Below are 26,736 nucleotides of genomic sequence, written 5' to 3'. Positions count from 1 at the left end.
AATTTCTTAAAGCGGCACAAAGAACCTGAACCGTGCCCCACTCACCGACTCCATCAGCCTGATCCCGCCCCCGTGCAGCTCCAGCATTCGCTTCACAATCAGCAGCCCTAACCCGCCACGATTCTCCCGCGATGCCTGGGTATTCAACGCCGACGGCCGCTGGAACAGATCGTCGCGCAGCGCGGCATCGACGCCCGTTCCGCTGTCTGCCACTTCGACCTGGAGCCGTTCATTCTCCTGCCAGACCGCCAGACGAATTTCCCCGCCAGAGGGCGTATGGCGCATCGCGTTATCGAGCAGGTTGGTCACCACGCGTTCGATCATCGACACATCGGCGTTAATCAGCGGCAGCGGTCCCGGCACGTCAATATGCAGATTCACCTCGCGTGTGCGGGCGGTGAGCTCAAACTTCTGCGCCACGTCGGAAATCAGTTCCCCCATCGCGAAACGCTCGCGCTGCGGCTTAATGCCGCCGTGTTCAAGGCGCGCCAGCTCAAACAGCTGCTGCGAAAGATGACGGACTTTTTGCCCCTGACGCAGCGCGGTGGCGAGATACTGCTGGTGCTCCTGCGGCGTCAGCGTGGCGGATTTTAGCGAAAGGGTTTCCAGATAGCCCAGCAGCGAGGTCAACGGCGTACGGAGATCGTGGGAAATGTTGGCGATAAACTCCCGGCGCTGGCGATCGCTGTCGGCCAGCTGGTCCCACTGGCGGGTGATTTTGCGCGCCAGCTCGATAAAGCTGTTGCGCAGGATCGCCACTTCATCCTTTGCCGCCGCGTCCGACGGCTGAGCCGCCAGCTGCCTGATAGCGCTTATGCTGTCCTGCTCCAGCCCGGCAACGTCGACCGTCAGCTGTCTTACCGGGCGCGTGACCCAGTACCAGACCAGTAAACCTGCCAGCAGGCCAAACAGCGCAACCCACAGCAATGACCACAGCACCGTGCTCCACAGCGCCTTATGCCAGGCCATCTCCGCCAGCGCGTTGGACTCCTCACCCTGCAAAATAATGTACAGATAGCCTTTTAGCTCGCCGTCCTGCCGCAGCGGCGTGGCGCTAAAGACCTTTTTATTTTGACTGCGCGGGTCGTCGCCCAGGATCGGTATGGCGGTACCGCTCAGGAAAGTCTGAACCGGCGCCAGGTCGATTTTTTGCCGCTGAATATGCCCCGGCGGTGCGGCATCGGCCAGGATATCGCCGTCCGGGGAGACGACGTACAGCTCAACGCTCGGATTAAAGGTCATCAGCCGGTCAAACAGCGGCTTGAGTGCCGCTCGGTCGACCCTGCCCTGCGCGTCCAGAATCGGTTCACGCTGGACTATCTGCTGCGCCAGCCCGCCCGACAGCCGCTGCACCATCGCGTTACCGTACTGCGTACTGCTGTAGAGCTGTACCGCACAGGCAACGGTGGCGCAGAGCATCATCAGCAGAATGAACAGCAGCGTCAGGCGCTGGCTCAGGCTAAAGCGGCGCATCATGATTTGGCTCCGCAAATTTATAGCCCTTGCCCCAGACGGTGCGAATCATCTCCGGCTCGGCTGCGTCCTTCTCAATCTTGATGCGCAGACGGTTGATATGGGTGTTAACGGTGTGCTCATAGCCTTCGTGCTGATAGCCCCAGACCTGCTCCAGCAGCGCCAGACGCGAAAAGACCTCGCCAGGATGACGAGCAAAGAAGTAGAGCAGCTCGAATTCGCGCGGGGTGAGATCCACCACCTGACCGTGAAGCAGCACGCTGCGCGCCAGCGGATCGATGGTCAGACCGTGGGCCTGAATTTGACCGTCGGTTTGCGCCTGCCCCATCGCCTGCTGGCGGCGGAACAGCGCTTTGATGCGCGCAATTAATTCCTGCACCGAAAACGGCTTAGCCAGATAATCATCGGCGCCGGTTTCCAGCCCGGTAATGCGGTCGATTTCGCTGCTGCGGGCGCTGATGATGATCACCGGCAGGTAGCGCGTCATCTGACGGATGCGGCGGCAAATCTCCAGACCGTCAACGTTGGGCAGCATCAGGTCGAGGATCACCGCATCCCACGGCTGTTTTTCAAGGCGCAGTAAGGCATTGCCCCCGTCGGGCTCGTGGGTGATGGCGTAGCCTTCGTCTTCTAAATTGAGTCGCAGAAGCGCCGCGATATCGTGGTCGTCTTCCACCAGCAGGATCTGCTTCATGGGTAAGCCTTCAATCATTTCTTATGACGTAAGCTTACCTGATTTCGAGCGGGGGAAGAGTTCACATTTTGTTGAACATTGTGCGGGGTTCATGCCGGGTGGCGGCTACGCCTTACCCGGCCTACGGGTTAACAACGTCAACACTTCATAATGCGCGGTATGTGGGAACATATCGAAAAGCTGCACGCGTTCAATGCGGTAGCCCGGAAGATGAGCGATATCTTTCGCCATGGTCTGTGCGTTACAGCTGGAATAGACGATGTACTCCGGTGCCATCTGGCTCAGGTAGTCGCACAGCGCGTTCCCGATGCCGCGGCGCGGCGGGTTCACCAGCACCAGCTCCGGCACGTTGCCCTGGCCGGTCGCAAACTGCGTGGAGTCCAGCGCCTGGAAGTGCAGATTCGTTAACCCCAGCTCGGCGGCGGACTGTTTCGCGCAGGCAATCGCTTCGGCAGAGATCTCAATTCCGGTGAGCTGCATTTCTGGCGTGGCGCAGTGCAGGCCAAAGCCGCCCACGCCGCAGAAGAGATCCCACATATGCTGGATGTTTAATGCACGAACCCAGTCGCGGGCGGTGGCGTACAGGCTGCTTGCCACGGTCGGGTTGGTCTGGAAGAAGCTGTGCGGGCGGATCCACAGCGGCACGCCGTTGAAGCTTTCGGCCAGCGCATGCTGTTCGGTGAAGAAAACCTCTTTCTCCCCTTCCATGATTGCCATATGCACCGGCTGAATATTCGCCGTAATCACCTTAAGTTGCGGCAGCTGTTCCTGCAGCCACGGCAGCGCCGCGCGCAGCTGCTCCAGCTTGGCTTCCGAACGCAGCACGAAGCGCAGCATCATGCCGCCGTCTTTCTGGCTTTCGGTCAGCAAAAGGTATTTCAGCTCGCCGCGCCTGCGGGCGACGTTGTAAGGCGTTAACCCTGCACGCGCAATAAACGGTTTGAGCGCGGCAAAGACGGGCTCAAAGGAGGCGGGATACAGCGGGCAGTCGGTTAAGTCTTCCGGCGTGCCGTCGCGGTGCAGCATCCCCAGCAGCGGTTTTTCAACGCTGCCGCTGACCACCATTTTGGCTTTGTTGCGAAAGCCCTGCTCCGGGCCGCTGACGGGTGCGCACCACTCGCCCACCGCGTGCGCTGCCAGCAGCTGTTGCAGGTCGGCCATTTTGGCGGTGAGTTGTTGAGAGACCGGCTGTTCTATCCACTGACAGGAGCGGCAGCGTCCGGCGTCATAGAGTGCGCACTGCATATGAAAACCTTAAGAATCACGAGGGCTGCGATTATACACATTATTGCAGGCGGAAGAACCGTCGACTGGAGGCGGGGATAAAAAGCAGGAACAGAACCAGCATGTCCGGGAGTTTTTGCATAAACAGCGCGCGCAGGATCTCGCGTTTGGATTCACCGGCAATGCTGAACAGCTCCGGGTAGCCGTATCCCAGCGAGGCGGCCCACAGATAGCTGGCGGCGGTAATTTGCGTCAGCAGATAGACCCAGCGCGCCCAGTTGCGCCCTTTGACCAGCGAAAACGCGCAGTAGATCTCGATAAACACCAGCACCAGGCTGCTCAAAAAGACCAGCGTCAGATTCCACGTCTGCACGCTGCGGTGAATGAATTCACCGATGCCGCGCACGCCCAGGGTGTTCAGAATCATCAGCACGTCCAGGCAGCGGATCATAATAATGGCGAGCGCCGCCACCTGAACCAGTGCAGGTACGTTAGGTCGCGCGTGCGTAGTACGTGATTTTTTTAATAATCCCAATGTTTTACTTCCCTGAAAAACAGTGCCGCGTCATGCGCGGCACATCACTGGAAATTTTAAATCCTTCAGCCGCGTCTTGCACGCTGGATATCGCGCACGCGCTGTTTTTCCGCGCGCGCCATCAAATACCAGGCGATAAATCCGACAATTCCGACCACGCCGAGGATGATAGAGGCCAGGGCGTTAATCTCCGGGTTGACCCCCATGCGCACGCTGGAGAAGACCAGCATCGGCAGCGTCGTCGCGCCCGGTCCGGAGACAAAGCTGGCGATAACCAGATCGTCCAGCGACAGCGTAAACGCCAGCAGCCAGCCGGAGATCACCGCCGGCATAATCATCGGCAGGGTGATGATGAAAAAGACCTTCAGCGGCGTCGCGCCAAGATCCATCGCCGCCTCCTCAATGGAGCGATCCAGCTCGCGCAGGCGCGAGGAGATCACCACCGCCACGTACGCCGTACAGAAGGTGACGTGCGCCAGCCAGATGGTGAGCATGCCGCGATCCGCTGGCCAGCCGATGGCGTGCGCCAGGGCCACGAACAGCAGCAGCAGCGCGAGACCGGTGATCACGTCCGGCATGACCAGCGGCGCGGTGATCATAAAGGCGAACCCGTTCGAGCCGCGAAAACGCCCGAAGCGCACCATCACCAGCGCGGCGATCGTGCCCAGCACGGATGCCATTGTCGCCGCCAGGGCGGCAATGGTCAGGCTCAGTCCCACCGCGCTCATCATCGCATCATCGTGGAACAGCTCGCTGTACCAGCGCGTGGACCAGCCCGCCCAGACCGTCACCAGTTTAGAGCTGTTGAAGGAGTAGATCACCAGCATCAGCATCGGCGCATACAGGAAGGTAAAGCCGACAACGAGGATCGCTATCCGCCACGGGGAGCGCACTACCGGTAAGTTGTTCATCCGTGATCTCCCATCTGTTTCTGCTGATGCTTGTGGAACCACATAATCGGCACGATCAGCAGCAGCAGCATCACAATCGCCACCGCCGAGGCCACCGGCCAGTCGCGGTTATTGAAGAACTCCTGCCACAGCACGCGGCCAATCATGATGCTGTCCGGCCCGCCGAGCAGTTCCGGGATCACAAACTCCCCGACCGCCGGGATAAAGACCAGCATTGACCCGGCGATAATGCCGCCTTTGGTCAGCGGGACAATGACGCTGAAGAAGGTTTTTAACGGGCGGGCGCCGAGATCAAGCGACGCTTCCACCAGCGAGTAATCAATGCGCGTCAGGGCCGTGTAGATCGGCAGCACCATAAACGGCAGATAGGCGTACACAATGCCGATATAGACCGCGAGGTTGGTGTGCAGGATCGTCAGCGGCTGATCGATAACCCCGAGCCACATGAGAAAGTTATTCAGCACGCCGTTGTTTTTCAGGATCCCCATCCAGGCGTAAACGCGGATCAGGAACGAGGTCCACGACGGCAAGATCACCAGCAGCAGCAGGATGTTACGCGTCGATGGCTTGCTGTGAGCCACCGCCCACGCCAGCGGGTAGCCCATCACCAGGCAGCAGAGCGTCGAAATTGCCGCCACCTGCAGCGACTGCAGATACGCTTCGAAATAGAGCGGATCGTCGGTGAGCTGCAGGAAGTTGCCGAGATTAAGCGTCAGCGTCAGCTGCCCGTCGGCCCAGTCCAGCAGGTTGGTATAGGGCGGGATCGCCCGCGCCATTTCCGCCAGGCTTATCTTGAAAACAATCAGGAACGGCAGCAGAAACAGCAGGATCAGCCACACGTACGGCATGGCGATCACCAGCTTGCGGCCGTGTTTCATCTGCATGCGCGTCAGAAAACCGGCAAAGGCGCCCGGCTTTTCTGCGCGGGCTGGAGGTTCAAGTGTGCTCATGATCGCTCCTTATACCGTCAGCACGACGCAGCTGTCAGCATCCCAGCACAGGCGCACTTCGTCACCCCAGGTCGGCTGCCCCTTGCGATAGCGATGTTCGTTCTGTAGCTGCGCGCTGAGCATCTGCCCGCTTTTCAGGCGCACGTGATAGATGGACAGATCGCCCAGATAGGCAATGTGCACCACTTCGCCCACGGCAAAGTTATAGCCATCGGCAGGCGGATCCTCACAGAGCATGATCTTCTCCGGACGCAGCGCGACGTAGACCGGCACGTTATCCACCACCGAGTTATCAGGATCGACCTTAAGCGGATGCTGCAGCCCCGGCGATTCAATGACCAGCCCATCCTCCTGACGATCTTTCAGCAGCCCTTCGAAAACGTTAACCGAGCCAATGAACTCCGCACTGTAGCGGGTGGTCGGGTGCTCATAAATCTCTTCCGGCTCGCCAATCTGCACGAACTTGCCGCGGTTCATGATCGCAATACGACCGGCCATGGTCATCGCTTCTTCCTGGTCGTGGGTGACCATCACGCAGGTCACCCCCACGCGCTCGAGGATATCCACCACTTCGAGCTGCATACGGTCACGCAGTTTTTTATCCAGGGCACCCATCGGCTCATCGAGCAGCAGCAGTTTCGGGCGTTTCGCCAGGCTTCTTGCCAGCGCCACGCGCTGCCGCTGGCCACCAGAAAGCTGATGCGGTTTACGCTTCGCGAACTCCTGCATGTGTACCAGACTGAGCATCTCAGCCACGCGCGCGGTAATTTCGGCCTTCGGCAGCTTGTCCTGCTTCAGGCCAAAGGCGATGTTCTGCTCCACCGTCATGTGCGGAAACAGCGCGTAGGACTGGAACATCATGTTAATCGGGCGCTGATACGGTGGCACGCTGGAGAGATCCACGCCATCGAGCATGATTTGCCCGGCAGTAGGCTGTTCAAAACCGGCCAGCATGCGCAGCAGCGTCGATTTACCGCAGCCAGAAGCTCCCAGAAGGGCAAAAATTTCGCCTTTATAGATAGTCAGGCTGACGTCGTCCACGGCATGTTGACCGTCGAAAGATTTGGTGAGGTTACGAATTTCAAGAAGCGGGGTCAGCGCTTTACGGACTTTCGCCTGCGGGCGGGGGATCGCGTCATTCACGGGGTGTTCTCCGGTAGAGATCAAATCATGGTGCAGGCGCACCAGAGCGGTGCGCCTGTTGCCGGGTGCGCTAACGCTTGCCCGGCCTACGACTCACGGTAACTTATTTACCGCTTTTCACCTTGGTCCACGCGCGGGTACGCACGCGGTCAATTTTTGGATCCTGAACTTTCAGGGTGAAGAGCTTGGCGAACACATCCGCTGGCGGATAGATAGCCGGGTTGTTACGGATTTCTTCGCTTACCAGCGGCACGGAGGCCTTGTTACCATTCGCGTAGTAAACGTGGTCGCTGATGTGGGCGATCACCTCAGGACGCATCAGGTAGTTGAGGAACTGATAAGCTTCGTCTTTGTTTTTTGCGTCAGCCGGCATCGCGAAGACGTCGAAGAACGCCAGCGCCCCCTCTTTCGGAATGAAGTAAGAGACGTTCACGCCGTTTTTCGCCTCTTTCGCGCGGTTAGCCGCCTGCCACACGTCCCCTGCCCAGCCGATCGCGACGCAGATGTCGCCGTTCGCCAGGTCGTTGATGTACTGAGACGAGTGGAAGTAACGAATGTTAGGACGCAACTTCAGCAGCAGATCGGTCGCCGGGCCGGTGTAATCATCGGCTTTACTGCTGTTCGGGTCTTTGCCCAGGTAGTTCAGCACGGTGGCGAAAATCTCTTCCGGCGCATCGAGGAAGGAGACGCCGCAGCTTTTCAGCTTCTCAAGGTTTTCCGGCTTCAGCACCACGTCCCAGCTGTCCAGCTTGACGTCCGGGCCCAGCACCGCTTTGACTTTATCAACGTTGTAGCCGATACCGGTAGTCGCCCACAGGTAAGGCATGGCGTATTTGTTGTCCGGGTCATGCTTAGCCACCAGCTTCAGCACTTCGGGATCGAGGTTTTTCCAGTTCGGTAACTTGCTCTTATCCAGAGGCTGGAAGACGCCTGCCGTCAGCTGACGCTCCAGGAAGCTTGCGGAAGGCACCACGAGATCAAACCCGGTGCTGCCCGCCATCAGTTTTCCTTCCAGCACTTCGTTGGAATCGAAAACGTCGTAGACCACTTTAATGCCGGTCTCTTTCTCAAAATTTGCCACCGTGTCCGGCGCGATATAGTCAGACCAGTTGTAAACGTGCAGCGTTTTTTGTTCCGCAGCGAGCGTGCCGGCAGAGACGGCCATCAGAGCACCCGCAACCAGACCCGATAACCATTTTTTATTCAAGGCGATCATAGTGTTATTCCTTCTGAAAGCTCGTTAACAAACGAACTAAAACTGTGCAATCTGGATATATGCAAAAATCATGCATAGTTTGTCGCTCTGCCCAAAATAAAAAGAAACCTCTTTACCCGGCAGTTTCCGCTCGCTTTTTTAAGCACCGCAAGAATAACTGTAGCCCGTGTCTCCGGCTATAGCCCAGACGAAAAAACGCCTTTTATCAATTTTTTATGCAGGTTATGTCTACGTGATAAGCCGAAACGGCCTTCAGGGAGGTGAAAAATTCTTTAAAGAAAGGTTAAAAGCAGCAGAAAAAATGGCCTTCTGCAGCCGCTATGGCAGCGACTGCGCAAAAGTCAGACAGGCTTAGTGAAGAAAATTGGGAGATGCATCATTATTCTCTGCATCATCTTCCGTGTTATACAGCAGATGGTGTGCATTGGCTTCCATCATGACCATGGAAATTTGCTCTTCACTCAAGCGCATAAACCAGGAGAACTGCTTGAACGACAGCCCGGCACCGGAGAATAAAGACTGGCAAACAACCAGTTTTGGCAGATTATCATCCTGTATGTCGAGAAATGCTTTCACCGTCAAAGAACTGGCGTTGATCGCTGACAGGTCGGAGGCCAGCGCCAGCAGCGCAGACGGCTTCACTTCGGCCAGCGCGGAGAAAAGGATCACGTCGTTAATGAGATCGATTTTGGCATCGAAAATGCCGTCGAAATTCTGCATATGAGGCAGATGCAGCGCCTGGCAGGAATCACATTCGAAGAACGTAATTCCGGCATCATCAAGCCATTGACGTAATGTATCCAGTGTAGGAACGACCTGTAAATCCATCGCTGTGCAGCCTCTTCAATATAATCTGTGCATAGGGTACGCAAAAAGTGCGTTCAATACCATTTAACCGCCCGTTTTCAGACAGTAGCCTGGGGTCGCATGACGCTCGATCCATGAGATCATTTTACCCGCAATATCGACGCCTGTGGTTTTTTCCACGCCTTCCAGCCCCGGCGAGGCATTCACCTCCATGACCAGCGGCCCGCGCGTCGCCCGCAGAAGATCTACGCCCGCTACGTCCAGCCCCAGGGTTTGCGCCGCTTTGACGGCAATTTCCCGCTCCCGGTCGCTGATATCAGCGATTCTCGCAATGCCGCCCCGGTGAAGGTTAGAGCGGAAGTCGCCCTCTTTCGCCTGGCGCTCAATGGCCGCCACCACTTCATTGCCGACCACGAAGCAGCGAATGTCGCATCCTTTAGCCTCTTCGATATACTCCTGCACCAGAATGTGGGCATTCAGTCCCCGAAAGGCGTCAATCACGCTCTCCGCCGCCTGACGCGTCTCCGCCAGCACCACGCCAATGCCCTGCGTGCCTTCCACCAGCTTGATCACCAACGGCGCGCCGCCCACCATGTCGATAAGATCGCTGGTGTCGTCAGGTGAATGGGCAATACCCGTGACGGGGAGATCGATCCCCTGACGGGCGAGCAGCTGCAGCGAGCGCAGCTTGTCGCGGGCGCGGGATATGGCGACGGATTCATTGAGCGGATAGCTGCCCAGCATCTCGAACTGGCGCAGCGCGGCGGTGCCGTAATAGGTGATCTGGGAGCCGATGCGCGGGATCACCGCATCAAAGTGCGGCAGCTTGCGGCCTTTGTAGTGAATCGACGAGGCGGCCGGGTCGATGTTCATATAGCAGGACATCGGGTCGAGGATCTCAACCTGATGCCCGCGTTTCGCCGCCGCGTCTCGCAGGCGTTTACATGAATAGAGCGTTCCATCCCGGGACAATATGGCAATTTTCACCCTGCACCTCTCTGAAGACATGGAAAAAGCCTGCGTATCATATACGCAGGCAAGCGCAGGAGGAATGGACTATCGCGTCGCCCATCCCTGTTTGTGGAGGTAATCAAGAATAAACGGGCGATTTTCTTTAATGATGGTGCGACGAATATGGTCAGTCCAGGTATCACGGCGGTTATTGCTGCCGCGCGTCATGTAGTAGTTCGCCAGCTCTTCATCATATTGATTCAGGACGTCCTGATCGACCGGCTGGTAGTGGTTTTCGTGCACCAGCATCGCCGCAGGAATGCGCGGCTTCAGGTCCGGGTTATCCGCAGGCCAGCCGAGGCACAGGCCGAACAGCGGCAGCACGTGTTTTGGCAGCTTCAGCAGCTCGGTCACGCTTTCGATGTTGTTACGCAGGCCGCCGATGTAGACGCCGCCTAACCCCAGCGACTCCGCCGCCGTGAAGGCGTTTTGCGCCATCAGCGCGGTATCCACCACGCCCAGCAGCAGCTGTTCGGCCAGCCCCAGCTCGGCCTCAGGGCAGATCTGCAGGTGGCGGTTAAAGTCGGCGCAGAACACCCAGAACTCTGCCGCCTGAGCCACATGCTTCTGCCCGCCGGTCAGCGTGACCAGTTGCTCGCGCATGTCCGGGTCGGTGATGCGGATAATGGAACTGCACTGCAGAAAGCTGGAGCTGGAGGTCGCCCTGGCGCTGTCGATAATCGCGGCACGCTGCGCCTCGGTAATCGGCTCATCGGTGAAGTGGCGAATGGAACGGTGGGAACGGAGCAGGTCAATCGTTGGTGTCATCTTGTCTCTCTTTGTCTTGCTTAAACCTTATGCCAGCCAGTATAGGCAATGATTTGCGCGGTGTAATTGGCGAAACATAGCCTGACTGTATCAAAGCGACAGGCGAAACCTTCTTTAATGGCGGCAGGTTATCGGGCACTATATGTCCTATTCGCCGTCAGGCTTGTTTTTTGAGGAGAGAGAAATGTTTGCAGTAATTTTTGGTCGTCCAGGGTGCCCTTACTGTGTGCGCGCGAAAGAGCTGGCTGAGAAACTGACCGAAGAGCGCGATGACTTCAACTTCCGCTACGTGGATATCCACGCGGAAGGCATCACCAAAGCGGATCTCGAAAAAACCGTCGGCAAGCCGGTTGAAACCGTACCGCAGATCTTCCTCGATCAGAAACACATCGGCGGCTGCACTGACTTTGAAGCTTACGCCAAAGAGCATCTGGGCCTGTTTGCCGCTCAGTAATGCTAAGACGCCCTCACACTGAGGGCGTTTTTAATTGTGGTGCCGCCGATGTTTAATCAGACTGCACACAAACAAATAGCACAGCGCGCCAAGGGCGCACCAGAAGACGCCGCTCAGCAACCACGCCAGCTCCTGCCAGAAGCTTCTCGTCGACACATACAGCAAGCGCATCAGCAGCAGACACAGCGGTGCGGCCAGCATGGCGCCCAGCAGCGGTTTCGCCACCTCCCCTTTACGGGAGAGAAAACTGGCTGCGGCACCCGGCAGCGTAAAAAAGAGCAACCCCAGCTCCGGATGGCCCGACGCCCTGAATGCCCCTTTCACATTAAAAGCGAGCGACATGCACACGACAGTGAACAGCAAAAAGCAGCTGATCACCCCCGCCCAGTTTCGTTTAATGTTCAAACTATCCTCCTGACTTATCTCTATCAAATACACCTTCGTCGGGTAGACGCCCAGTCAGATAAAGCAGTGCGGCAATCCTTGCCAAAGTACGCACAGGGTGATGCGATAATCAGTAGCTGTCAGTAGCTAATGCGATTAAACTACACGCCAGCTAATGTTTTAGGGAATAAAGCAGGAAACAGGGAGCGTTAACGCCTTTCCCTGACCCAGAAAACAGTAGCCCAAAAAGCCCTTTCATTCAACAACTTACTGGTAAACAAGAAGTTAGCCTCCGTGAATATAAACGTCGCAGACTTGTTAAATGGGAATTACATCCTGTTATTATTTGTGGTACTGGCGCTGGGCCTTTGCCTGGGTAAATTGCGCCTGGGTTCAGTTCAACTTGGTAATTCCATTGGCGTTTTAGTCGTCTCCTTATTATTAGGCCAGCAGCACTTCAGCATTAACACGGACGCGCTCAACTTAGGTTTTATGCTGTTTATTTTTTGTGTTGGCGTGGAAGCGGGACCGAACTTTTTTTCAATTTTCTTCCGCGACGGCAAAAATTATCTGATGCTGGCGCTGGTGATGGTCGGCAGCGCGCTGCTGATCGCCTTAGGGTTGGGTAAACTGTTTGGCTGGGATATCGGGTTAACGGCCGGTATGCTGGCAGGCTCCATGACCTCCACCCCCGTGCTCGTGGGTGCCGGTGATACCCTACGCCATTCCGGCATGGCCGGCGCGCAGCTCTCTACCGCCCTCGACCACCTGAGCCTGGGCTACGCCCTGACCTATCTGATTGGTCTGGTGAGCCTGATCGTTGGCGCACGCTACCTGCCAAAACTGCAGCACCAGGATCTGCAAACCAGCGCCCAGCAAATTGCCCGCGAGCGCGGTCTCGATACCGATTCCAAACGTAAAGTCTATCTCCCGGTGATCCGCGCCTATCGCGTCGGGCCAGAGCTGGTGGCATGGGCAGACGGCAAAAACCTGCGCGAGCTGGGGATTTACCGCCAGACGGGCTGCTATATCGAACGTATCCGCCGCAACGGCATTCTGGCGAACCCGGACGGCGACGCGGTGCTGCAGATGGGCGACGACATCGCGCTGGTGGGTTACCCGGATGCCCACGCCCGTCTCGACCCGAGCTTCCGTAACGGCAAAGAGGTGTTCGACCGCGACCTGCTCGACATGCGTATCGTCACCGAAGAGATCGTGGTGAAAAACCATAACGCCGTGGGCCGCCGTCTGGCGCAGCTGAAGCTGACCGACCACGGCTGCTTCCTCAACCGCGTGATCCGCAGCCAGATTGAGATGCCAATCGACGATAACGTCGTACTCAACAAAGGCGACGTTCTGCAGGTCAGCGGCGACGCGCGACGCGTGAAAACCGTTGCCGACCGCATCGGCTTTATCTCCATTCACAGCCAGGTCACCGACCTGCTGGCCTTCTGTGCCTTCTTTATCGTCGGCCTGATGATCGGGATGATCACCTTCCAGTTCAGCAACTTTAGCTTCGGCATCGGTAACGCCGCCGGGCTGCTGTTTGCCGGGATCATGCTGGGCTTCCTGCGAGCCAACCACCCGACCTTCGGCTACATTCCGCAGGGCGCGCTGAACATGGTGAAAGAGTTCGGTCTGATGGTCTTTATGGCGGGCGTCGGATTGAGCGCGGGCAGCGGTATCGGCCACAGCCTGGGCGCCGTCGGCTGGCAGATGCTGGTGTCCGGACTTATCGTCAGCCTGGTGCCGGTGGTGATCTGCTTCCTGTTCGGCGCCTACGTGCTGCGCATGAACCGCGCCCTGCTCTTCGGGGCAATGATGGGCGCGCGTACCTGTGCGCCTGCGATGGAAATCATCAGCGATACCGCGCGCAGCAACATCCCGGCGCTGGGGTATGCAGGCACGTACGCTATCGCTAACGTACTGCTCACGCTGGCGGGTACGCTGATCATCATCATCTGGCCGGGACTCGGATAAGTCCTAAGTTTGCGCGTGGTGGAAAATATTTTCGTTACGCGCAGAACTTTTTTATCAGGGGGCAGTCATAACTAGTGCCACTGCTTTTCTTTGATGTCCCCAATTTGTGGAGCCCATCAACCCCGCCGTTTTGGTTCAAGGTTGATGGGTTTTTTGTTGCCTGAATTTGATAAACTAGCCATTACACAACGATATGCAGCATTAATACTTCGTCTGTCCCTGACACTGTAATGAGCCACTGATATGAGCCACATCACTATCTACCACAACCCCGCCTGCGGCACCTCGCGCAACACGCTGGAGATGATCCGCAACAGCGGCACGGAGCCAGAGATTATCCTCTATCTGGAAACCCCACCGTCGCGCGATAAGCTGACCATCCTGATTGCCGATATGGGCATTTCAGTGCGGGACCTGCTGCGTAAAAACGTGGAGCCCTATGAACAGCTCGGCCTGGCGGAAGATACGTTCACCGACGACCAGCTTATCGATTTTATGCTGCAACACCCGATCCTGATTAACCGTCCGATCGTGGTAACGCCGCTGGGCACCCGCCTGTGCCGCCCGTCTGAAGTCGTCCTCGACATCCTGCCTGATGCGCAAAAAGGGGCGTTTACGAAAGAGGATGGCGAAGCCGTCGTGGACGCCAGCGGGAAAAAAAACTCGCCAAAGTAACCCATTGATAATGGCGCAGTAAGGCCTGTCAACCGCATACCGCGCCCACCGGCCGAGTTGCAACAGTCGAAACCCGGCACATACTTCTGAGGGTTAATCCTGGTGAGGGTATGCAGGTATGGGCTTGAAAAACAAAACCGCCGTCATCTTCGGCGGCAGCGGTGCCATCGGGAGTTCAGCGGCATACGCTCTGGCGCGTGAAGGGGCGGATGTGTACCTCGCCGCACGCGACCACGCCAGGCTGGAGCAGGTCGCCAGCCGTATTCGCGCCTCCGGAGGGTCTGCCAGCACGTTCATGTTTGATGCGCTCGATGACTCCTCGCAGCTCCCGGACCTTGCCCGCATAGATATTGTCGTCAACGCCACGGGCTTTATGCACGATCAGGGTAAACGCCTTGCGGCATTAACGCTCGGCGAATTCCGTCAGGGCTTCGACCCTTTCCTGGCCGCGTACTTTAACATTGCAAAAGCCGCGTCGCCCCGCATGGGCGGCGAGCATGGCGGGACCATAATTACCGTCGTCGCCCCCGCCGCAAATATGGCGATGGCGGGCCACCTCGGGCATATCGTTGGCTGCGCGGGAACGGAAGCCTTGACCCGGGCGCTCGCGGCTGAGCTGGGGGCACAAAATGTTCGGGTACTCTGCGTGCGTTCACACGCGATAGCCGACGCGGTGCAGGCGGGTTCGTATGTGGGGACCATTTTCGCCGCCAAGGCGCAGGCGATGGGCATCACGGTCGAGCAGTTTCTCGGCGGTGCCGCGCACAGTACCCTGACGCATCGCCTGCCGACGCTGGCGCAGGTGGCAGACACGATTACGTTTCTGGCCTCAGATGCGGCAGGCGCCATCACGGGAACTACCGTCAATATGACCGCGGGCGCAACCTAGCAGCCGCCCTCGCCCGCAATCCTGCCCACCATCGCCCGGATCTCTTCGCGGGTTAACGGCGCCCGGTCGGTGACATAGTGCAGCGTCATCCCTTCGATAAACGCGTCCAGCGCGCGGGTGGTGACCGGGTCGAACCACTGCTCCAGCGTGGTCTGGCTCATCTTCATCCAGTCCTGCATCACCGTTTTGAGCGCCGCGCTGCGGTGCATAAAGGCGTAGAGCTGATACATCAGCGCCATGTTGTGCGGCGTGGTCACCTGGGAGCTGTGGATCAGCGTGGTGATGGATTCGCACGCCATTTCCGGCCCGGTGACGCCCGCAAAGAATTCCCGGTACTGCTGCGACATCTGCCGGGTAAACCACGTGAAGGCCTCCTCCAGCAGCGGCTCCATGCCGTCGAAATAGTAGGTCATCGACCCCAGCGGCACGCCCGCACAGGTGGCGATTTTACGGTGCGTGACGGCGTGAATACCGTGCTCGGCGATGGTATCGAGCGTTGCCTGCAGGATCTTCTCCCGGCGATGCGGATCGTTCGGTGGTCTGCTCATAAATTCCTCACGTGGTTTGTGTACAAATGTACACAAACTTGCTAGTGTTGTCGCTATTGTTGTACTTCTGGTGCTACCCCAATGACGCTGACCTCTCCCCGTAAAGCCCTGCAGCGACGCATGTGGGCGCTGTTTATGTTCTTCTTTATTCCCGGTCTGCTGATGGCCTCCTGGGCCACGCGCACCCCCGCCATTCGCGATATTTTGTCTGTTTCTACCGCTGAGATGGGCATCGTGCTGTTCGGCCTGTCGATAGGCTCCATGAGCGGCATTCTTTGCTCCGCGTGGCTGGTAAAACGCTTCGGTACGCGGGCGGTGATCCGCACCACCATGTGTGTTGCCGTGTTCGGGATGGGGATACTGAGCGTGGCGCTGTGGTTTGCCTCGCCGCTGCTGTTCGCCCTGGGCCTGACGGTATTTGGCGGCAGCTTCGGTTCGGCTGAAGTTGCCATCAACGTTGAAGGGGCGGCGGTCGAACGTGAGATGAACAAAACCGTGCTGCCGATGATGCACGGTTTTTACAGCCTCGGCACGCTGGCCGGTGCGGGCGTGGGGATGGCGCTGACGGCCACCGGTGTGAGCGCGAATCTGCATATCCTGCTGGCGGCGCTGGTGTGCATCATTCCTGTTCTGACCGGCATCCGGGCGATCCCGGACGGCACCGGTAAGAACTCCGCTGACGAGCAGCACTCAACCGAAAAAGGGCGGCCCTTCTACCGCGACTTCCAGCTGATGCTGATCGGCGTGGTGGTGTTGGCGATGGCGTTCGCTGAAGGTTCCGCCAACGACTGGCTGCCGCTGCTGATGGTGGACGGTCACGGCTTTAGCCCGACCTCCGGCTCGCTGATTTACGCCGGGTTTACGCTTGGGATGACCGTGGGTCGCTTCACCGGCGGCTGGTTTATCGACCGCTACAGCCGCGTGGCGGTGGTGCGCGCCAGCGCCCTGCTGGGCGGCCTGGGTATTGCGATGATCATCTTTGTCGACGTGGACTGGATTGCCGGGGTCTCGGTGATCCTCTGGGGACTGGGCGCGTCGCTCGGCTTCCCGCTGACCATTTCAGCCGCCAGCGATACCGGCCCGGATGCCCCGACGCGCGTCAGCGTGGTGGCAACCACGGGCTATCTAGCCTTCCTGGTCGGGCCGCCGCTGCTCGGCTTCCTCGGCGAGCACTACGGGCTGCGCAGCGCCATGCTGGTGGTGTTAGGGTTGGTCATCATCGCGGCGCTGGTGGCGCGCGCGGTGGCAAAGCCGGAAACGAATCAAACGACACTGGAGAAGGGATATGAGCGTTAAACTGATCGCCGTCGACATGGATGGCACTTTTCTGAGCGATGCCAAGACCTACAATCGCCCGCGCTTTCTGGCGCAGTACGCCCGCATGAAGGCGCAAGGCATTCGCTTCGTGGTTGCCAGCGGCAACCAGTACTACCAGCTCATCTCCTTTTTCCCGGAGATTGCGCATGAAATAGCGTTCGTCGCCGAAAATGGCGGCTGGGTCGTGAGCGAAGGTGAGGACGTCTTTAACGGTGAACTGTCGAAAGCCCATTTCGACACCGTCGCGAACTTGTTAAGCGACGTGCCGGGTATTGAGATCATCGCCTGCGGAAAAAGCAGCGCGTACACGCTGAAATGCTATGACGAAGGCTTTAAGGATATCGCGGCGAAGTACTACCACCGCCTCGAAATGGTCAGCGACTTCGACAACCTGAACGATATTTTCTTCAAGTTCGGGCTCAACGTTTCTGACGATGAAATTCCGCGGATTCAGGCGCTGCTGCATGAAAAGCTGAGCGACATCATGGTGCCCGTCACGACCGGTCACGGCAGTATCGACCTGATCATCCCCGGCGTGCATAAAGCCAACGGTCTGCGGATCCTGCAAAAGCGCTGGGGCATTGACGACAGCGAAGTGGTGGCCTTCGGCGACAGCGGCAACGACGTGGAGATGCTGCGTCAGTCCGGGTTCAGCTTTGCGATGGCGAATGCCAGACCGCATATTAAAGCGGCGGCGCGTTTTGAAGCGCCGCACAATAACGATGAAGGCGTTTTAGACGTGATTGAGAAGGTGTTGAACGGGGAGGCGCCGTTTAATTGACCGCGGGCGGTCTGGTGCCCTCGCCCCTCACCCTGGCCCTCTCCCCAAAGGGGAGAGGGAAAAAAGATTATGGTTGCAGGGCGTTTCCGACGCGTTTGTCTTTCAGGAACACCACCATCAATCCAACCCACAGCACGCCGTTGGCGAGGTTAAACAGGCTGAACAGCCCGTTGCCGCCCATCGCGTAGGCATGCTTGCTCACTTCGATACCGACGGTAAAAATCAGCATCTGCAGCATCCCCATCGCCGCTGAGACCGTGCCTTTACTCATCTCGCTGGCAAACAGCGTCAGGCGCACCAGCCCGGCGTTAGCCACGCCAATTCCGAAGGCATAGAGGCTCAGCCCCGCCGTCATCCACAGGTAGGCGTGGGATGACGCGACGGTCGCCACCGCCGCCAGAATCAGCCCTGCCGCAATCGGCCAGCCGCCCATGATAATCAGTGAACGCACGGTGCGGCGTGACGTCAAACGTGCCAGAACCAGGTTCCCGATAATCAGCGCGCCAAAGATCGGCACCTGCAGCAGGCCATACTCGTAGCTGCTGAGCTTTTCACCGCTGATGATAATGACCGGCGACTGCGCGATCCACGCCAGCAGCGGCAGGCTAACGAACCCGGTCGCCAGCGCACCCGCCACAAAGCGGCCATTCTTCAGCACCTCTTTGTAATCCCGACCCAGCTCTTTCAGCGAGAGTTTCTCGCCGATGCGGGTGGCCGTTTCCGGCATCGCACGGTGCAGGCCAAAGAACGCGAAGGCGGCGAGAAGCGCAAAGAGCACAAACATCCCTTCCCACGGCGCAACGTGCACCCACGCGGCCCCCACCAGCGGCCCGAGTAAGGGGGCGATCAGCGCGACGTTCGCCATCAGCGCGGTAATTTTGATACACACCGCCTCTTCAAACGACTCCTGAATGGCGGCATACCCCACGGCGCCGATAAAGCACAGGCTCACCCCCTGCAGGAAGCGCAGCAGGGTAAATTGTTCAATGTTTTGCGCCAGCAGCGTGGCGAGACAGGTGACGATGAACCACACCACGCCCGTCAGCATCACCGGACGGCGGCCAATACGATCCGACAGCGGGCCTAACAGCCACTGCAAAAACATGCCGCCGGCCAGATAGGCGGTCATGGAGGTCGGTACCCACTCGATTCCCGCGTTGTACTGCGCCACAACGGTCAGCATACCGGGCTGGATCATATCGTTGCCGATATAGGTAGAGAATTCGTAGAGCACCAGACACAGAGGGAAAAGCAACGCCTGACGACCCAGACGTGAACCAGAAGAAGAACGGTTTAACATGCAATCTCTTTTTAATGACAAAATCGCGACGAGTTTAATGAAATGCCGCAGCCTGAGATAGTGATTTATCGAGGATAAACAGAAATAAAGCACATATCGTCTTCGTTTAAGGTTTCCTTAATTTGACAGATTTATGATAGCCCGATTACTCGTCAACGACCCCAAATTATGGCACTCACTTCCAGCCGTTCAGAATTGTCTAACTTACAGACAAATAAGACAAAACGACTTTACCGCTTGCCGGGCCGCTTTTATGGTTATCAGCTTTTCGTACTGATCGCCCTTGCCGTGCTTTTCACGTGGCTATCGCGCAATGAAGCGCTCGACAGATGGATCACCGGTTTTTGGTATGACGCGGCAACGCAGAGCTTTCCGCTGCAGAAAGATCATCTGCTGGATCTGCTGAACCACCGTCTGGCGAAGTACATTGCCATCGCCTTAGGTGCCGTGGCGCTGTTTTACGGCGCTTACAAGCGTAACGCAAGGCTGGTCACCGCGGCGCTGCTGATGGGCGTTGGCGCGCTGGTGGTGGGCATATTGAAAAGCGTGAGCCATCACAGCTGCCCGTGGGATCTGGTGGAATATGGCGGGAAAGCTATGTCTTATCCCCTGTTCAGTTCCCCCCCTGCAGACAGCGGCCCTGGGCGCTGTTTCCCCGGCGGTCATGCCTCCAGCGGCTTTATGGTGATGGGGCTGTTTTTTGCCTTCTGGCGCGAGCGTCCGCGTATCGCCTGGTGCTTCGTTGTGCTGGGCGTGGTGTTAGGTCTGGCGATGGGTTACGGCCAGGTCATGCGCGGGGCACATTTTTTCTCTCACAACCTGTGGGCCGGGTGGTGGGTCTGGTTTTCCCAGGTGGTGGTCTACGGACTTGTTTCCACCCGGTTTGCTAAAGAGTGATAACGCTATGTTAGAGAATCTGAATTATCAGCTGTTTTATCTGATCAACGCCACGCCAGCCTCGCCTGAGTGGTCGATCGATTTTGCCACCTTTCTGGCAAAAGATCTGATCAGTATCGTGCCTGCACTGGCTGCGATTCTCTGGCTGTGGGGCCCCCGCAGCCAGGTGAAGGCGCAGCGCCAGCTGGTGATTAAAGTGGCGATGGCACTCGGGGTAAGCGTACTGCTGAGCTACATTCTGGGTCACGCCTTCCCGCACGATCGTCCTTTTGTCGATCATGTCGGCTATACCTTCCTGCACCACGCGCCGGATGACTCGTTCCCGAGCGATCACGGTACGGTGATCTTCACCTTCGCCCTGGCTTTCCTGTTCTGGCATCGCCTGTGGTCTGGTGCGGTCCTGATGGTGGCGGCCCTGGCAATCGCCTGGTCTCGCGTTTACCTGGGCGTTCACTGGCCGCTGGATATGGTGGGCGGTTTCCTGGTGGGGCTGATTGGCTGCGTGAGCGCGGCTATCCTGTGGAGCCTCTTCGGTGAAGCGCTCTACCGCACGCTGTCTTCACTCTATCGCGCCATTTTCGCTATCCCGATCCGCAAAGGCTGGATACGTGACTAACCCCAACCTGACAGGTTACACTTGAACCCCCGCCCTGCGGGGGTTCACTTTTTTTATCCCGAGGAATTATGGAAACACGTCGCGATGACCGCATTGCTCAGCTGCTACAGGCGCTGAAGCGCAGCGATAAGCTGCATCTTAAGGAAGCCGCCAACCTCCTCGGCGTCTCAGAGATGACCATTCGTCGGGATCTGAACAGCGAAAGCGCCCCCGTCGTGCTGCTGGGCGGGTATATTGTGCTTGAGCCGCGTAGCGCCAGCCATTATCTGATCAGCGACCAGAAGACGCGCCTGGTGGAAGAGAAACGCAAAGCCGCCCGGCTTGCGGCCTCACTGGTACAGCCACACCAGACGCTGTTTTTTGACTGCGGAACGACCACGCCGTGGATTATTGAAGCCATCGACAGCAGCATTCCTTTCACCGCCGTGTGCTACTCCCTGAACACCTTTCTGGCGCTTCAGGAGAAACCCGAGTGCCGGGTGATCCTCTGCGGCGGCGAGTTTCACGCCAGTAACGCCATCTTTAAGCCGCTTAACCTGCAGGACACGCTCAGCAATTTATGCCCGGATATCGCGTTTTATTCCGCCGCAGGCGTCAACGTGCGTCAGGGCGCGACCTGCTTTAACCTGGAAGAGCTGCCGGTGAAACACTGGGCGTTAAGCGCGGCGCAGTATCATGTGCTGGTGGTCGATCACAGCAAGTTTGGTAAGGTGCGTTCGGCAAGAATGGGCGAGCTGGCGCAGTTCGATGCCATCGTCAGCGACTGCCGCCCGGACGACGAGATCGTGGCCCATGCGAAGGCGCAACAGGTGAAGTTGATGTATTGAGGTTATGCCGGGTGGCGGCTTCGCCTTACCCGGCCTACAGCGGCTCAAACGTAGGCCGGGTAAGCGCAGCGCCACCCGGCAAAAAACTTAGCTGAACCAGCTGCCAAACCACCCGTGGAATTTCATCATCACGAAATCCCACATCCGGCTGAAGAAGCCACCCTCTTCCACCGCTTCCATCACAATCAGCGGACGCTGTTCAATTGATTTACCGTTTAGCTGGAAATCGATCGTCCCGACCACCTGACCTTTTTTCAGCGGCGCGGTGAGCTGCGGGTCGGTCAGGGTATAGCTGGCCTTCAGGTTTTTCAGCTGACCGCGCGGAATGGTTACCGAGCCGCCTTCACCTGCGCCCAGATTCACTTCGCTCTTGTCACCAAACCAGACGCGCTGGCTGATGAACGTGGCATCCGGTTTAATCGGCGTAACGGTTTCATAGAAGCGGAAACCCCAGGTTAGCAGTTTTTCTGACTCATTAAAGCGAATACGGTCGGTTTTGGTGCCCAGCACCACCGAAATCAGGCGCATGTCGCCCTGGGTCGCAGAGGCCACCAGGTTATAGCCTGCGCCCGCCGTGGTGCCGGTTTTCATTCCGTCCACATTGACGTTGCTGCTCCACAGCAGGCGGTTGCGGTTCGGCTGGCGGATTTTATTGAAGGTAAACTCTTTCTCTTTATGGATGGCGTATTCATCCGGCACGTCGTGGATCAGCGCTTTCCCCAGCAGCGCCATGTCGCGCGCGGTACTGAACTGTCCAGGCGAATCCAGACCGTGAACCGTTTTGAACGTGGTGTTGGTTAAGCCCAACTTCTGCGCATAGCCATTCATCAAACCAATGAAAGAATCCTGGCTGCCGGCAACGTAATCGGCCAGCGCGATACATGCATCATTTCCCGACTGAATAATTACCCCTTTGTTCAGATCGGAAACGGAGACCTGATCTCCTGGCTTCAGGAACATCACGGAAGACCCGCGCAGCGCCGGGTTGCCGGTGGCCCAGGCATCCTTCCCGATGGTGACCATATCGTCCAGCTTGATCTTGCCCGCTTTCAACGCCTGGCCTACCACATAGCTGGTCATGATTTTGGTCAGGCTTGCCGGATCGAGTTTCTCATCCGCATTCCCTTCCGCCAGCACTTTACCGCTGGAATAATCCATCAGGATCCAGGCGCGCGCATCCACAGGCGGCGCTTCGGGCGCAGCCTGTTCAGCTGCGTAGAGAGTTGGTGCAAACAGGAAAAGGAGCGCAGAGCCTGTCGCCAGGCTGCGCAGAGAAGTCATTTTACGCGTCATAAATGCCACCCGAGTGTCCATTCAAAAATTACGTCACATCACCGTGTCGCAAGAAGCGATGAGTAATAGCGCACTAAAACGGTTAAAGAAACCCAACGAGGGTAAAGTTATTAAAGTTTATGCAATAACATTCAGATACGCTTTGATTCAGACGATTTTTTTGTCTTCTGTTGCGTAATTGTTAGGTTTATCTCACCATGGCGAATGCTGACCCGGATTCACATCTCATCAGGAGTAAATATGATTACGCTTTGGGGCAGGAACAACTCGACCAACGTTAAGAAAGTGCTCTGGACGCTCGAGGAGCTGGATTTACCGTTCAATCAAATCATGGCTGGCATGTCGTTCGGCGTAAACAAAGAGGCCGACTATCTGGCCATGAACCCGAACGGCCTGGTGCCGCTGCTGCGCGATGATGAAACCGACGCGACGCTTTGGGAGTCCAACACCATTGTCCGTTACCTCGCCGCCCAGTACGGTCAGGGCCGCCTGTGGGTTGAAAGCCCGGCCCGTCGCGCTCAGGGCGAAAAGTGGATGGACTGGGCGAACCAGACGCTATCGCCAACCCACCGCGTGATCCTGATGGGGCTTATCCGTACGCCGGAAGCCGAGCGCGACTATCCGGCCATTCATGCCGCTCAGGACGCGTGCGAAAACCTGTTTGCGATGATGGATGACGAGCTGGCGAAGCACGCCTGGTTCTCCGGTGAGGCCTTCGGCACAGGCGATATCGCCGTGGCGCCGTTCGTCTGGAACCTGACCAATATGGGTCTGAAGTGGACGCCGCGCCCTCACCTTGAGCGCTGGCTAAAACAGCTGAGCGATCGCCCGGCATACCGCAACGTGGTGATGATCCCGGTCACCTGATTACGCACCGGACGGGCTGACTTTTAACAGCTGCCCGTCCGTCTCGTCGGTCAGCACATATAAATAGCCGTCCGGCCCCACCCGCACATCGCGAATACGTTGATTCCGATCGCCCAGGATTCGCCCGTCTTCCGTCACCTTATTGCCCTCCACGCTCAGCATAATAACGTCCTTTTCCTTCAGCGCCCCAATAAACAGCTTGTTTTTCCACTGCGGGAAAGCGTCGCTGTTGTAGAACGCCATGCCGCTCACGGCAGGTGATACTTTCCAGACGAACAGCGGTTTTTCGGTTCCCTCAACGTGCTCGCCTTTGGCTTCCGGAATTTTCAGACCGCTGTAGTTAATGCCGTGCGTCGCCAGCGGCCAGCCGTAGTTCTTTCCTTTCTCCGGGATGTTGATCTCATCCCCGCCGCGCGGGCCGTGCTCGTTCAGCCACAGCGTGTCGCTCCAGGGGTTCATCGCCATCCCCTGCGGATTGCGAATGCCGTAGGACCAGATTTCGGGTCGCGCGCCGGGGATATTCACAAAGGGGTTATCCGGCGGCACTTTTCCGTCTTCGGTGAGGCGCACCACTTTACCCTGCAATTTATCCAGATCCTGCGCCGTCGGACGCTGGTTGTTCTCGCCGAGTCCGATAAAGAGCGCGCCTTTGCCGTCGAACACCAGTCGCCCACCAAAATGGTTTCCGGTGGAGAGTTTCGGCATCTGGCGGAACACCACCTGGAAGGCTTCAATGCGCGTCAGATCGTCGCTCAATCGGCCATAGCCCACCGCCGTTCCGGCTTTGCCGTCACTCCCTGCTTCGGCGAAGCTCAGCCAGATGCGGCGCGATTTTTCAAAATCCGGGGCGAGGACCACGTCCAGCAATCCTCCCTGACCGTTTGCCCAGACCTTCGGCACGCCGACAATCGGATCGGACAGCCCTTTTCCGGCCTGCCAGCGTTTGAGCTGACCGTCCTTCAGAGTCACCAGCAGGCCTTTATTGTCCGGCAGAAACGCCAGGGACCAGGGGTGATCGAGTTTATTTTGCAGCACCTCAACCTTGACCGCCTCTGGCGCAGCAAGAAGCGAAAACGGAATGAACAACGCAGGCAGGGAAATTAGCGAGGATCGAGGCATAACGCGCTCCTTTATCGGCATATGGCATAAAGGTTAGCCACTGCATCCGGGCGCGTTACCACTTTTACAAAAGCTTAATCAGAAGGGGGAGTTGCCTCCCCCTGGGTTCAGTGCTGTTCAAGCTTCTCGTGCTCGTTCAGGCACATGATGCATAGAGAGAGCGTCGTCAGGCAGTTTTCAAGCTTCTCCGCGTTCACAGCGATAAAATTCGGGCAGTCGTGGCGTCCATTCATCAAACATACCCCAGCGATGGAAAGCACCTCAGCGGCGCGGCGCAGGGCGATTAGCTCACTTTCGCCGTATTTCGCCTTCAGGGTCGGTGCTTTTTCACGCATGAAATTGCAAAGTTCAAACAGGTTATCACGCAGATGTTCGCTTTCGCTGACTGACATATACCCTTTTGCCTTCCTCAACTGCAGGTACGCGGCCAGGTCGATTCGGGCGTTGATCAGCTTGTTAAGCAGATCGCGTTTTAGTCTGTCAACGGTCATGCTCTTTCCTCCTCTGTCAGCCATTGTGCATAATCAGGATAAGTACATTTTTTGTACAGTTTAATGCCTGGGATCAATTTTTATTAACTGATTAACATTATTTACAATGTTACAACGTCTGCCCGGCGCATCCGCCTTGCAAAGAGTGTATAAATCCCCCGCGATACGCTGTAAAATCCCGCCCTGACAACTCCATAATTGATGAATTTTTAACCTATGAGCAATGTTACGCACCAGCCGAAAATCGGCTTCGTCTCCCTGGGCTGCCCGAAAAACCTGGTGGATTCAGAACGCATCCTGACCGAACTGCGCACCGAGGGCTATGACGTGGTGCCAAGCTACGACAACGCCGATATGGTGATCGTTAACACCTGCGGGTTTATCGACAGCGCGGTTCAGGAGTCACTGGAAGCCATCGGTGAAGCCCTGACGGAAAACGGCAAAGTGATTGTTACCGGCTGTCTGGGCGCGAAAGAAGACCAGATCCGCGAAGTGCACCCGAAGGTGCTGGAGATCACCGGTCCGCACAGCTATGAGCAGGTGCTGGAACATGTTCATCACTACGTGCCAAAACCAAAGCACAACCCGTTCCTGAGTCTGGTGCCGGAGCAGGGCGTGAAGCTGACGCCGCGCCACTACGCTTACTTAAAAATTTCCGAAGGCTGCAACCATCGCTGCACCTTCTGCATCATCCCGTCCATGCGTGGCGATCTGGTGAGCCGTCCCATTGGCGAAGTGCTGGCGGAAGCTAAACGTCTGGCCGACGCGGGCGTGAAGGAGCTGCTGGTCATCTCCCAGGACACCTCGGCCTACGGCGTGGACGTCAAACACCGCTCCGGTTTCCACAACGGCGAACCGGTGAAAACCAGCATGGTCGGCCTGTGCGAGCAGCTGTCCAGGCTCGGTATCTGGACGCGTCTGCACTACGTCTACCCGTACCCGCACGTTGACGACGTGATCCCGCTGATGGCGGAAGGCAAAATTCTGCCGTACCTGGATATCCCGCTGCAGCACGCCAGCCCGCGTATCCTGAAGCTGATGAAGCGTCCTGGCTCCGTTGACCGTCAGCTGGCGCGCATCAAGCAGTGGCGCGAGATCTGCCCGGATCTGACCCTGCGCTCCACCTTCATCGTCGGCTTCCCGGGTGAAACCGAAGAAGACTTCCAGATGCTGCTCGACTTCCTCAAAGAAGCGCGTCTGGACCGCGTAGGCTGCTTCAAGTACAGCCCGGTTGAAGGCGCAACCGCCAACGAGCTGGCGGACCAGGTGCCGGAAGAGGTGAAAGAAGAGCGCTGGAACCGCTTCATGCAGCTGCAGCAGCAAATCTCTGCCGAGCGTTTGCAGGAAAAAGTGGGCCGCGAGATCATGGTGATCGTTGACGAAGTGGACGAAGAAGGCGCGATTGGCCGCAGCATGGCGGATGCCCCTGAGATCGACGGCGCGGTGTACCTGAACGGCGAAACCAGCGTTAAGCCAGGTGATATTATTCGCGTGAAGGTTGAAAACGCGGACGAGTATGACCTGTGGGGTAGCCGGGTTTAATCTCCCCACTCCGCTTTTGTAGAT

At 57.6% G+C, this 26,736-nt stretch carries 28 protein-coding genes; 11 read left to right on the top strand and 17 right to left on the bottom strand.

Features of this window, described 5'->3' with window-relative positions:
* Positions 1-6: 6 nt before the first annotated feature.
* From V1566_RS10085 to nfsA, 11 genes are all read right to left on the bottom strand, one after another.
* A complete protein-coding gene (locus V1566_RS10085; RefSeq protein WP_395305759.1) occupies positions 7-1,476 on the bottom strand; it encodes a sensor histidine kinase in 1,470 nt (489 codons plus the stop codon).
* The gene (locus V1566_RS10080) at positions 1,460-2,167 is read right to left on the bottom strand and encodes a response regulator transcription factor (protein ID WP_395305758.1); all 708 of its coding nucleotides are present in this window, start codon (positions 2,165-2,167) and stop codon (positions 1,460-1,462) included. Before V1566_RS10080 ends, V1566_RS10085 begins: the two co-directional genes overlap by 17 nt.
* A 105-nt stretch (positions 2,168-2,272) precedes the next feature.
* A complete protein-coding gene (gene rlmC / locus V1566_RS10075; protein ID WP_395305757.1) occupies positions 2,273-3,412 on the bottom strand; it encodes a 23S rRNA (uracil(747)-C(5))-methyltransferase RlmC in 1,140 nt (379 codons plus the stop codon).
* Between the two features lie 40 nt (positions 3,413-3,452).
* Positions 3,453-3,926: a YbjO family protein gene (locus tag V1566_RS10070; protein WP_029739448.1), complete on the bottom strand. Its 474-nt coding sequence runs from the start codon at positions 3,924-3,926 to the stop codon at positions 3,453-3,455.
* 65 nt (positions 3,927-3,991) lie between these two features.
* Complete coding sequence (gene potI, locus V1566_RS10065; RefSeq protein ID WP_047648224.1) at positions 3,992-4,837, bottom strand: putrescine ABC transporter permease PotI; 846 nt, start codon at positions 4,835-4,837, stop codon at positions 3,992-3,994.
* Entirely contained in the window at positions 4,834-5,787 is a 954-nt protein-coding gene (gene potH / locus V1566_RS10060; protein WP_023335064.1) for a putrescine ABC transporter permease PotH, read from the bottom strand. The genes potI and potH overlap by 4 nt, the downstream gene beginning before the upstream one ends.
* A 9-nt stretch (positions 5,788-5,796) precedes the next feature.
* The gene (gene potG, locus V1566_RS10055) at positions 5,797-6,930 is read right to left on the bottom strand and encodes a putrescine ABC transporter ATP-binding subunit PotG (protein WP_024907855.1); all 1,134 of its coding nucleotides are present in this window, start codon (positions 6,928-6,930) and stop codon (positions 5,797-5,799) included.
* A gap of 103 nt (positions 6,931-7,033) precedes the next feature.
* Positions 7,034-8,146: a spermidine/putrescine ABC transporter substrate-binding protein PotF gene (gene potF / locus V1566_RS10050; protein ID WP_023335062.1), complete on the bottom strand. Its 1,113-nt coding sequence runs from the start codon at positions 8,144-8,146 to the stop codon at positions 7,034-7,036.
* A gap of 351 nt (positions 8,147-8,497) precedes the next feature.
* The gene (locus tag V1566_RS10045) at positions 8,498-8,974 is read right to left on the bottom strand and encodes a YbjN domain-containing protein (RefSeq protein ID WP_395305756.1); all 477 of its coding nucleotides are present in this window, start codon (positions 8,972-8,974) and stop codon (positions 8,498-8,500) included.
* A 63-nt stretch (positions 8,975-9,037) separates the two neighbouring features.
* Positions 9,038-9,940: a 30S ribosomal protein S6--L-glutamate ligase gene (gene rimK, locus V1566_RS10040; RefSeq protein WP_395305755.1), complete on the bottom strand. Its 903-nt coding sequence runs from the start codon at positions 9,938-9,940 to the stop codon at positions 9,038-9,040.
* A 69-nt stretch (positions 9,941-10,009) separates the two neighbouring features.
* Positions 10,010-10,732: a nitroreductase NfsA gene (gene nfsA, locus V1566_RS10035; protein WP_219324208.1), complete on the bottom strand. Its 723-nt coding sequence runs from the start codon at positions 10,730-10,732 to the stop codon at positions 10,010-10,012.
* A 184-nt stretch (positions 10,733-10,916) separates the two neighbouring features.
* On the opposite strand from nfsA, the gene V1566_RS10030 reads away from it, so the two are divergent.
* Positions 10,917-11,186 (top strand): GrxA family glutaredoxin, encoded by a 270-nt coding sequence (locus V1566_RS10030; protein ID WP_006809455.1) that lies wholly within the window; start codon positions 10,917-10,919, stop codon positions 11,184-11,186.
* A 30-nt stretch (positions 11,187-11,216) separates the two neighbouring features.
* Here the strand turns inward: V1566_RS10030 and V1566_RS10025 are convergent, their stop codons facing one another.
* Positions 11,217-11,591 carry an inner membrane protein YbjM gene (locus tag V1566_RS10025; RefSeq protein WP_213328420.1) on the bottom strand — a complete coding sequence of 125 codons (375 nt, stop codon included), beginning with the start codon at positions 11,589-11,591 and terminating at the stop codon, positions 11,217-11,219.
* 273 nt (positions 11,592-11,864) lie between these two features.
* On the opposite strand from V1566_RS10025, the gene V1566_RS10020 reads away from it, so the two are divergent.
* The 3 genes from V1566_RS10020 (at position 11,865) to V1566_RS10010 (ending at position 15,114) form a co-directional block, all read left to right on the top strand.
* On the top strand, positions 11,865-13,550 hold the full coding sequence (locus V1566_RS10020) for an aspartate:alanine antiporter (RefSeq protein ID WP_014169303.1): 1,686 nt from the start codon (positions 11,865-11,867) through the stop codon (positions 13,548-13,550).
* Between the two features lie 243 nt (positions 13,551-13,793).
* Positions 13,794-14,225 carry a glutaredoxin-dependent arsenate reductase gene (gene arsC, locus V1566_RS10015; RefSeq protein WP_395305754.1) on the top strand — a complete coding sequence of 144 codons (432 nt, stop codon included), beginning with the start codon at positions 13,794-13,796 and terminating at the stop codon, positions 14,223-14,225.
* Positions 14,226-14,343: 118 nt separating this feature from the next.
* Positions 14,344-15,114, top strand: coding sequence for an SDR family NAD(P)-dependent oxidoreductase (locus V1566_RS10010; RefSeq protein ID WP_395305753.1), 771 nt, complete (start codon positions 14,344-14,346; stop codon positions 15,112-15,114).
* On the opposite strand, the gene V1566_RS10005 is transcribed toward V1566_RS10010, so the two are convergent.
* The gene (locus tag V1566_RS10005) at positions 15,111-15,662 is read right to left on the bottom strand and encodes a TetR/AcrR family transcriptional regulator (RefSeq protein ID WP_370733544.1); all 552 of its coding nucleotides are present in this window, start codon (positions 15,660-15,662) and stop codon (positions 15,111-15,113) included. The two genes, V1566_RS10010 and V1566_RS10005, sit on opposite strands and share 4 nt — an antisense overlap.
* Before the next feature lie 81 nt (positions 15,663-15,743).
* On the opposite strand from V1566_RS10005, the gene V1566_RS10000 reads away from it, so the two are divergent.
* Positions 15,744-16,958, top strand: coding sequence for an MFS transporter (locus V1566_RS10000; protein WP_395305752.1), 1,215 nt, complete (start codon positions 15,744-15,746; stop codon positions 16,956-16,958).
* Positions 16,948-17,760, top strand: a complete 813-nt coding sequence (locus V1566_RS09995) for a Cof-type HAD-IIB family hydrolase (protein ID WP_395305751.1) — start codon at positions 16,948-16,950, stop codon at positions 17,758-17,760. Before V1566_RS10000 ends, V1566_RS09995 begins: the two co-directional genes overlap by 11 nt.
* Positions 17,761-17,827: 67 nt before the next feature.
* Here V1566_RS09995 and V1566_RS09990 read toward each other — a convergent pair whose 3' ends face one another.
* A complete protein-coding gene (locus V1566_RS09990) occupies positions 17,828-19,060 on the bottom strand; it encodes an MFS transporter (protein ID WP_159513726.1) in 1,233 nt (410 codons plus the stop codon).
* 168 nt (positions 19,061-19,228) lie between these two features.
* On the opposite strand from V1566_RS09990, the gene V1566_RS09985 reads away from it, so the two are divergent.
* The 3 genes from V1566_RS09985 to deoR all read left to right on the top strand — a co-directional run bounded on the left by V1566_RS09985 (position 19,229) and on the right by deoR (position 21,400).
* Entirely contained in the window at positions 19,229-19,957 is a 729-nt protein-coding gene (locus V1566_RS09985) for a phosphatase PAP2 family protein (protein WP_395305750.1), read from the top strand.
* Positions 19,958-19,964: 7 nt separating this feature from the next.
* Positions 19,965-20,573 (top strand): undecaprenyl-diphosphate phosphatase, encoded by a 609-nt coding sequence (gene ybjG / locus V1566_RS09980; protein WP_033145031.1) that lies wholly within the window; start codon positions 19,965-19,967, stop codon positions 20,571-20,573.
* A 68-nt stretch (positions 20,574-20,641) separates the two neighbouring features.
* A complete protein-coding gene (gene deoR, locus V1566_RS09975; RefSeq protein WP_008503427.1) occupies positions 20,642-21,400 on the top strand; it encodes a DNA-binding transcriptional repressor DeoR in 759 nt (252 codons plus the stop codon).
* 87 nt (positions 21,401-21,487) lie between these two features.
* On the opposite strand, the gene dacC is transcribed toward deoR, so the two are convergent.
* Positions 21,488-22,693: a serine-type D-Ala-D-Ala carboxypeptidase gene (gene dacC, locus V1566_RS09970; protein ID WP_335244332.1), complete on the bottom strand. Its 1,206-nt coding sequence runs from the start codon at positions 22,691-22,693 to the stop codon at positions 21,488-21,490.
* Between the two features lie 240 nt (positions 22,694-22,933).
* Here dacC and V1566_RS09965 point away from each other — a divergent pair, with 240 nt between their 5' ends.
* The gene (locus V1566_RS09965; protein WP_121425685.1) at positions 22,934-23,560 is read left to right on the top strand and encodes a glutathione S-transferase family protein; all 627 of its coding nucleotides are present in this window, start codon (positions 22,934-22,936) and stop codon (positions 23,558-23,560) included.
* Here the strand turns inward: V1566_RS09965 and V1566_RS09960 are convergent, their stop codons facing one another.
* Positions 23,561-24,679 (bottom strand): PQQ-dependent sugar dehydrogenase, encoded by a 1,119-nt coding sequence (locus tag V1566_RS09960; RefSeq protein WP_395305749.1) that lies wholly within the window; start codon positions 24,677-24,679, stop codon positions 23,561-23,563. It abuts the gene before it with no gap.
* A 107-nt stretch (positions 24,680-24,786) separates the two neighbouring features.
* Positions 24,787-25,170 carry a biofilm formation regulator BssR gene (bssR, locus tag V1566_RS09955; RefSeq protein WP_023310914.1) on the bottom strand — a complete coding sequence of 128 codons (384 nt, stop codon included), beginning with the start codon at positions 25,168-25,170 and terminating at the stop codon, positions 24,787-24,789.
* Positions 25,171-25,386: 216 nt separating this feature from the next.
* Here bssR and rimO point away from each other — a divergent pair, with 216 nt between their 5' ends.
* Positions 25,387-26,712 (top strand): 30S ribosomal protein S12 methylthiotransferase RimO, encoded by a 1,326-nt coding sequence (gene rimO / locus V1566_RS09950; protein WP_395305748.1) that lies wholly within the window; start codon positions 25,387-25,389, stop codon positions 26,710-26,712.
* Positions 26,713-26,736 lie beyond the last annotated feature (24 nt).

The sequence above is a fragment of the Enterobacter sp. ECC-019 genome (genome assembly GCF_043974075.1).
GTDB lineage: Bacteria > Pseudomonadota > Gammaproteobacteria > Enterobacterales > Enterobacteriaceae > Enterobacter > Enterobacter asburiae_D.
This window is presented reverse-complemented; position numbering and strand designations above follow the sequence as displayed.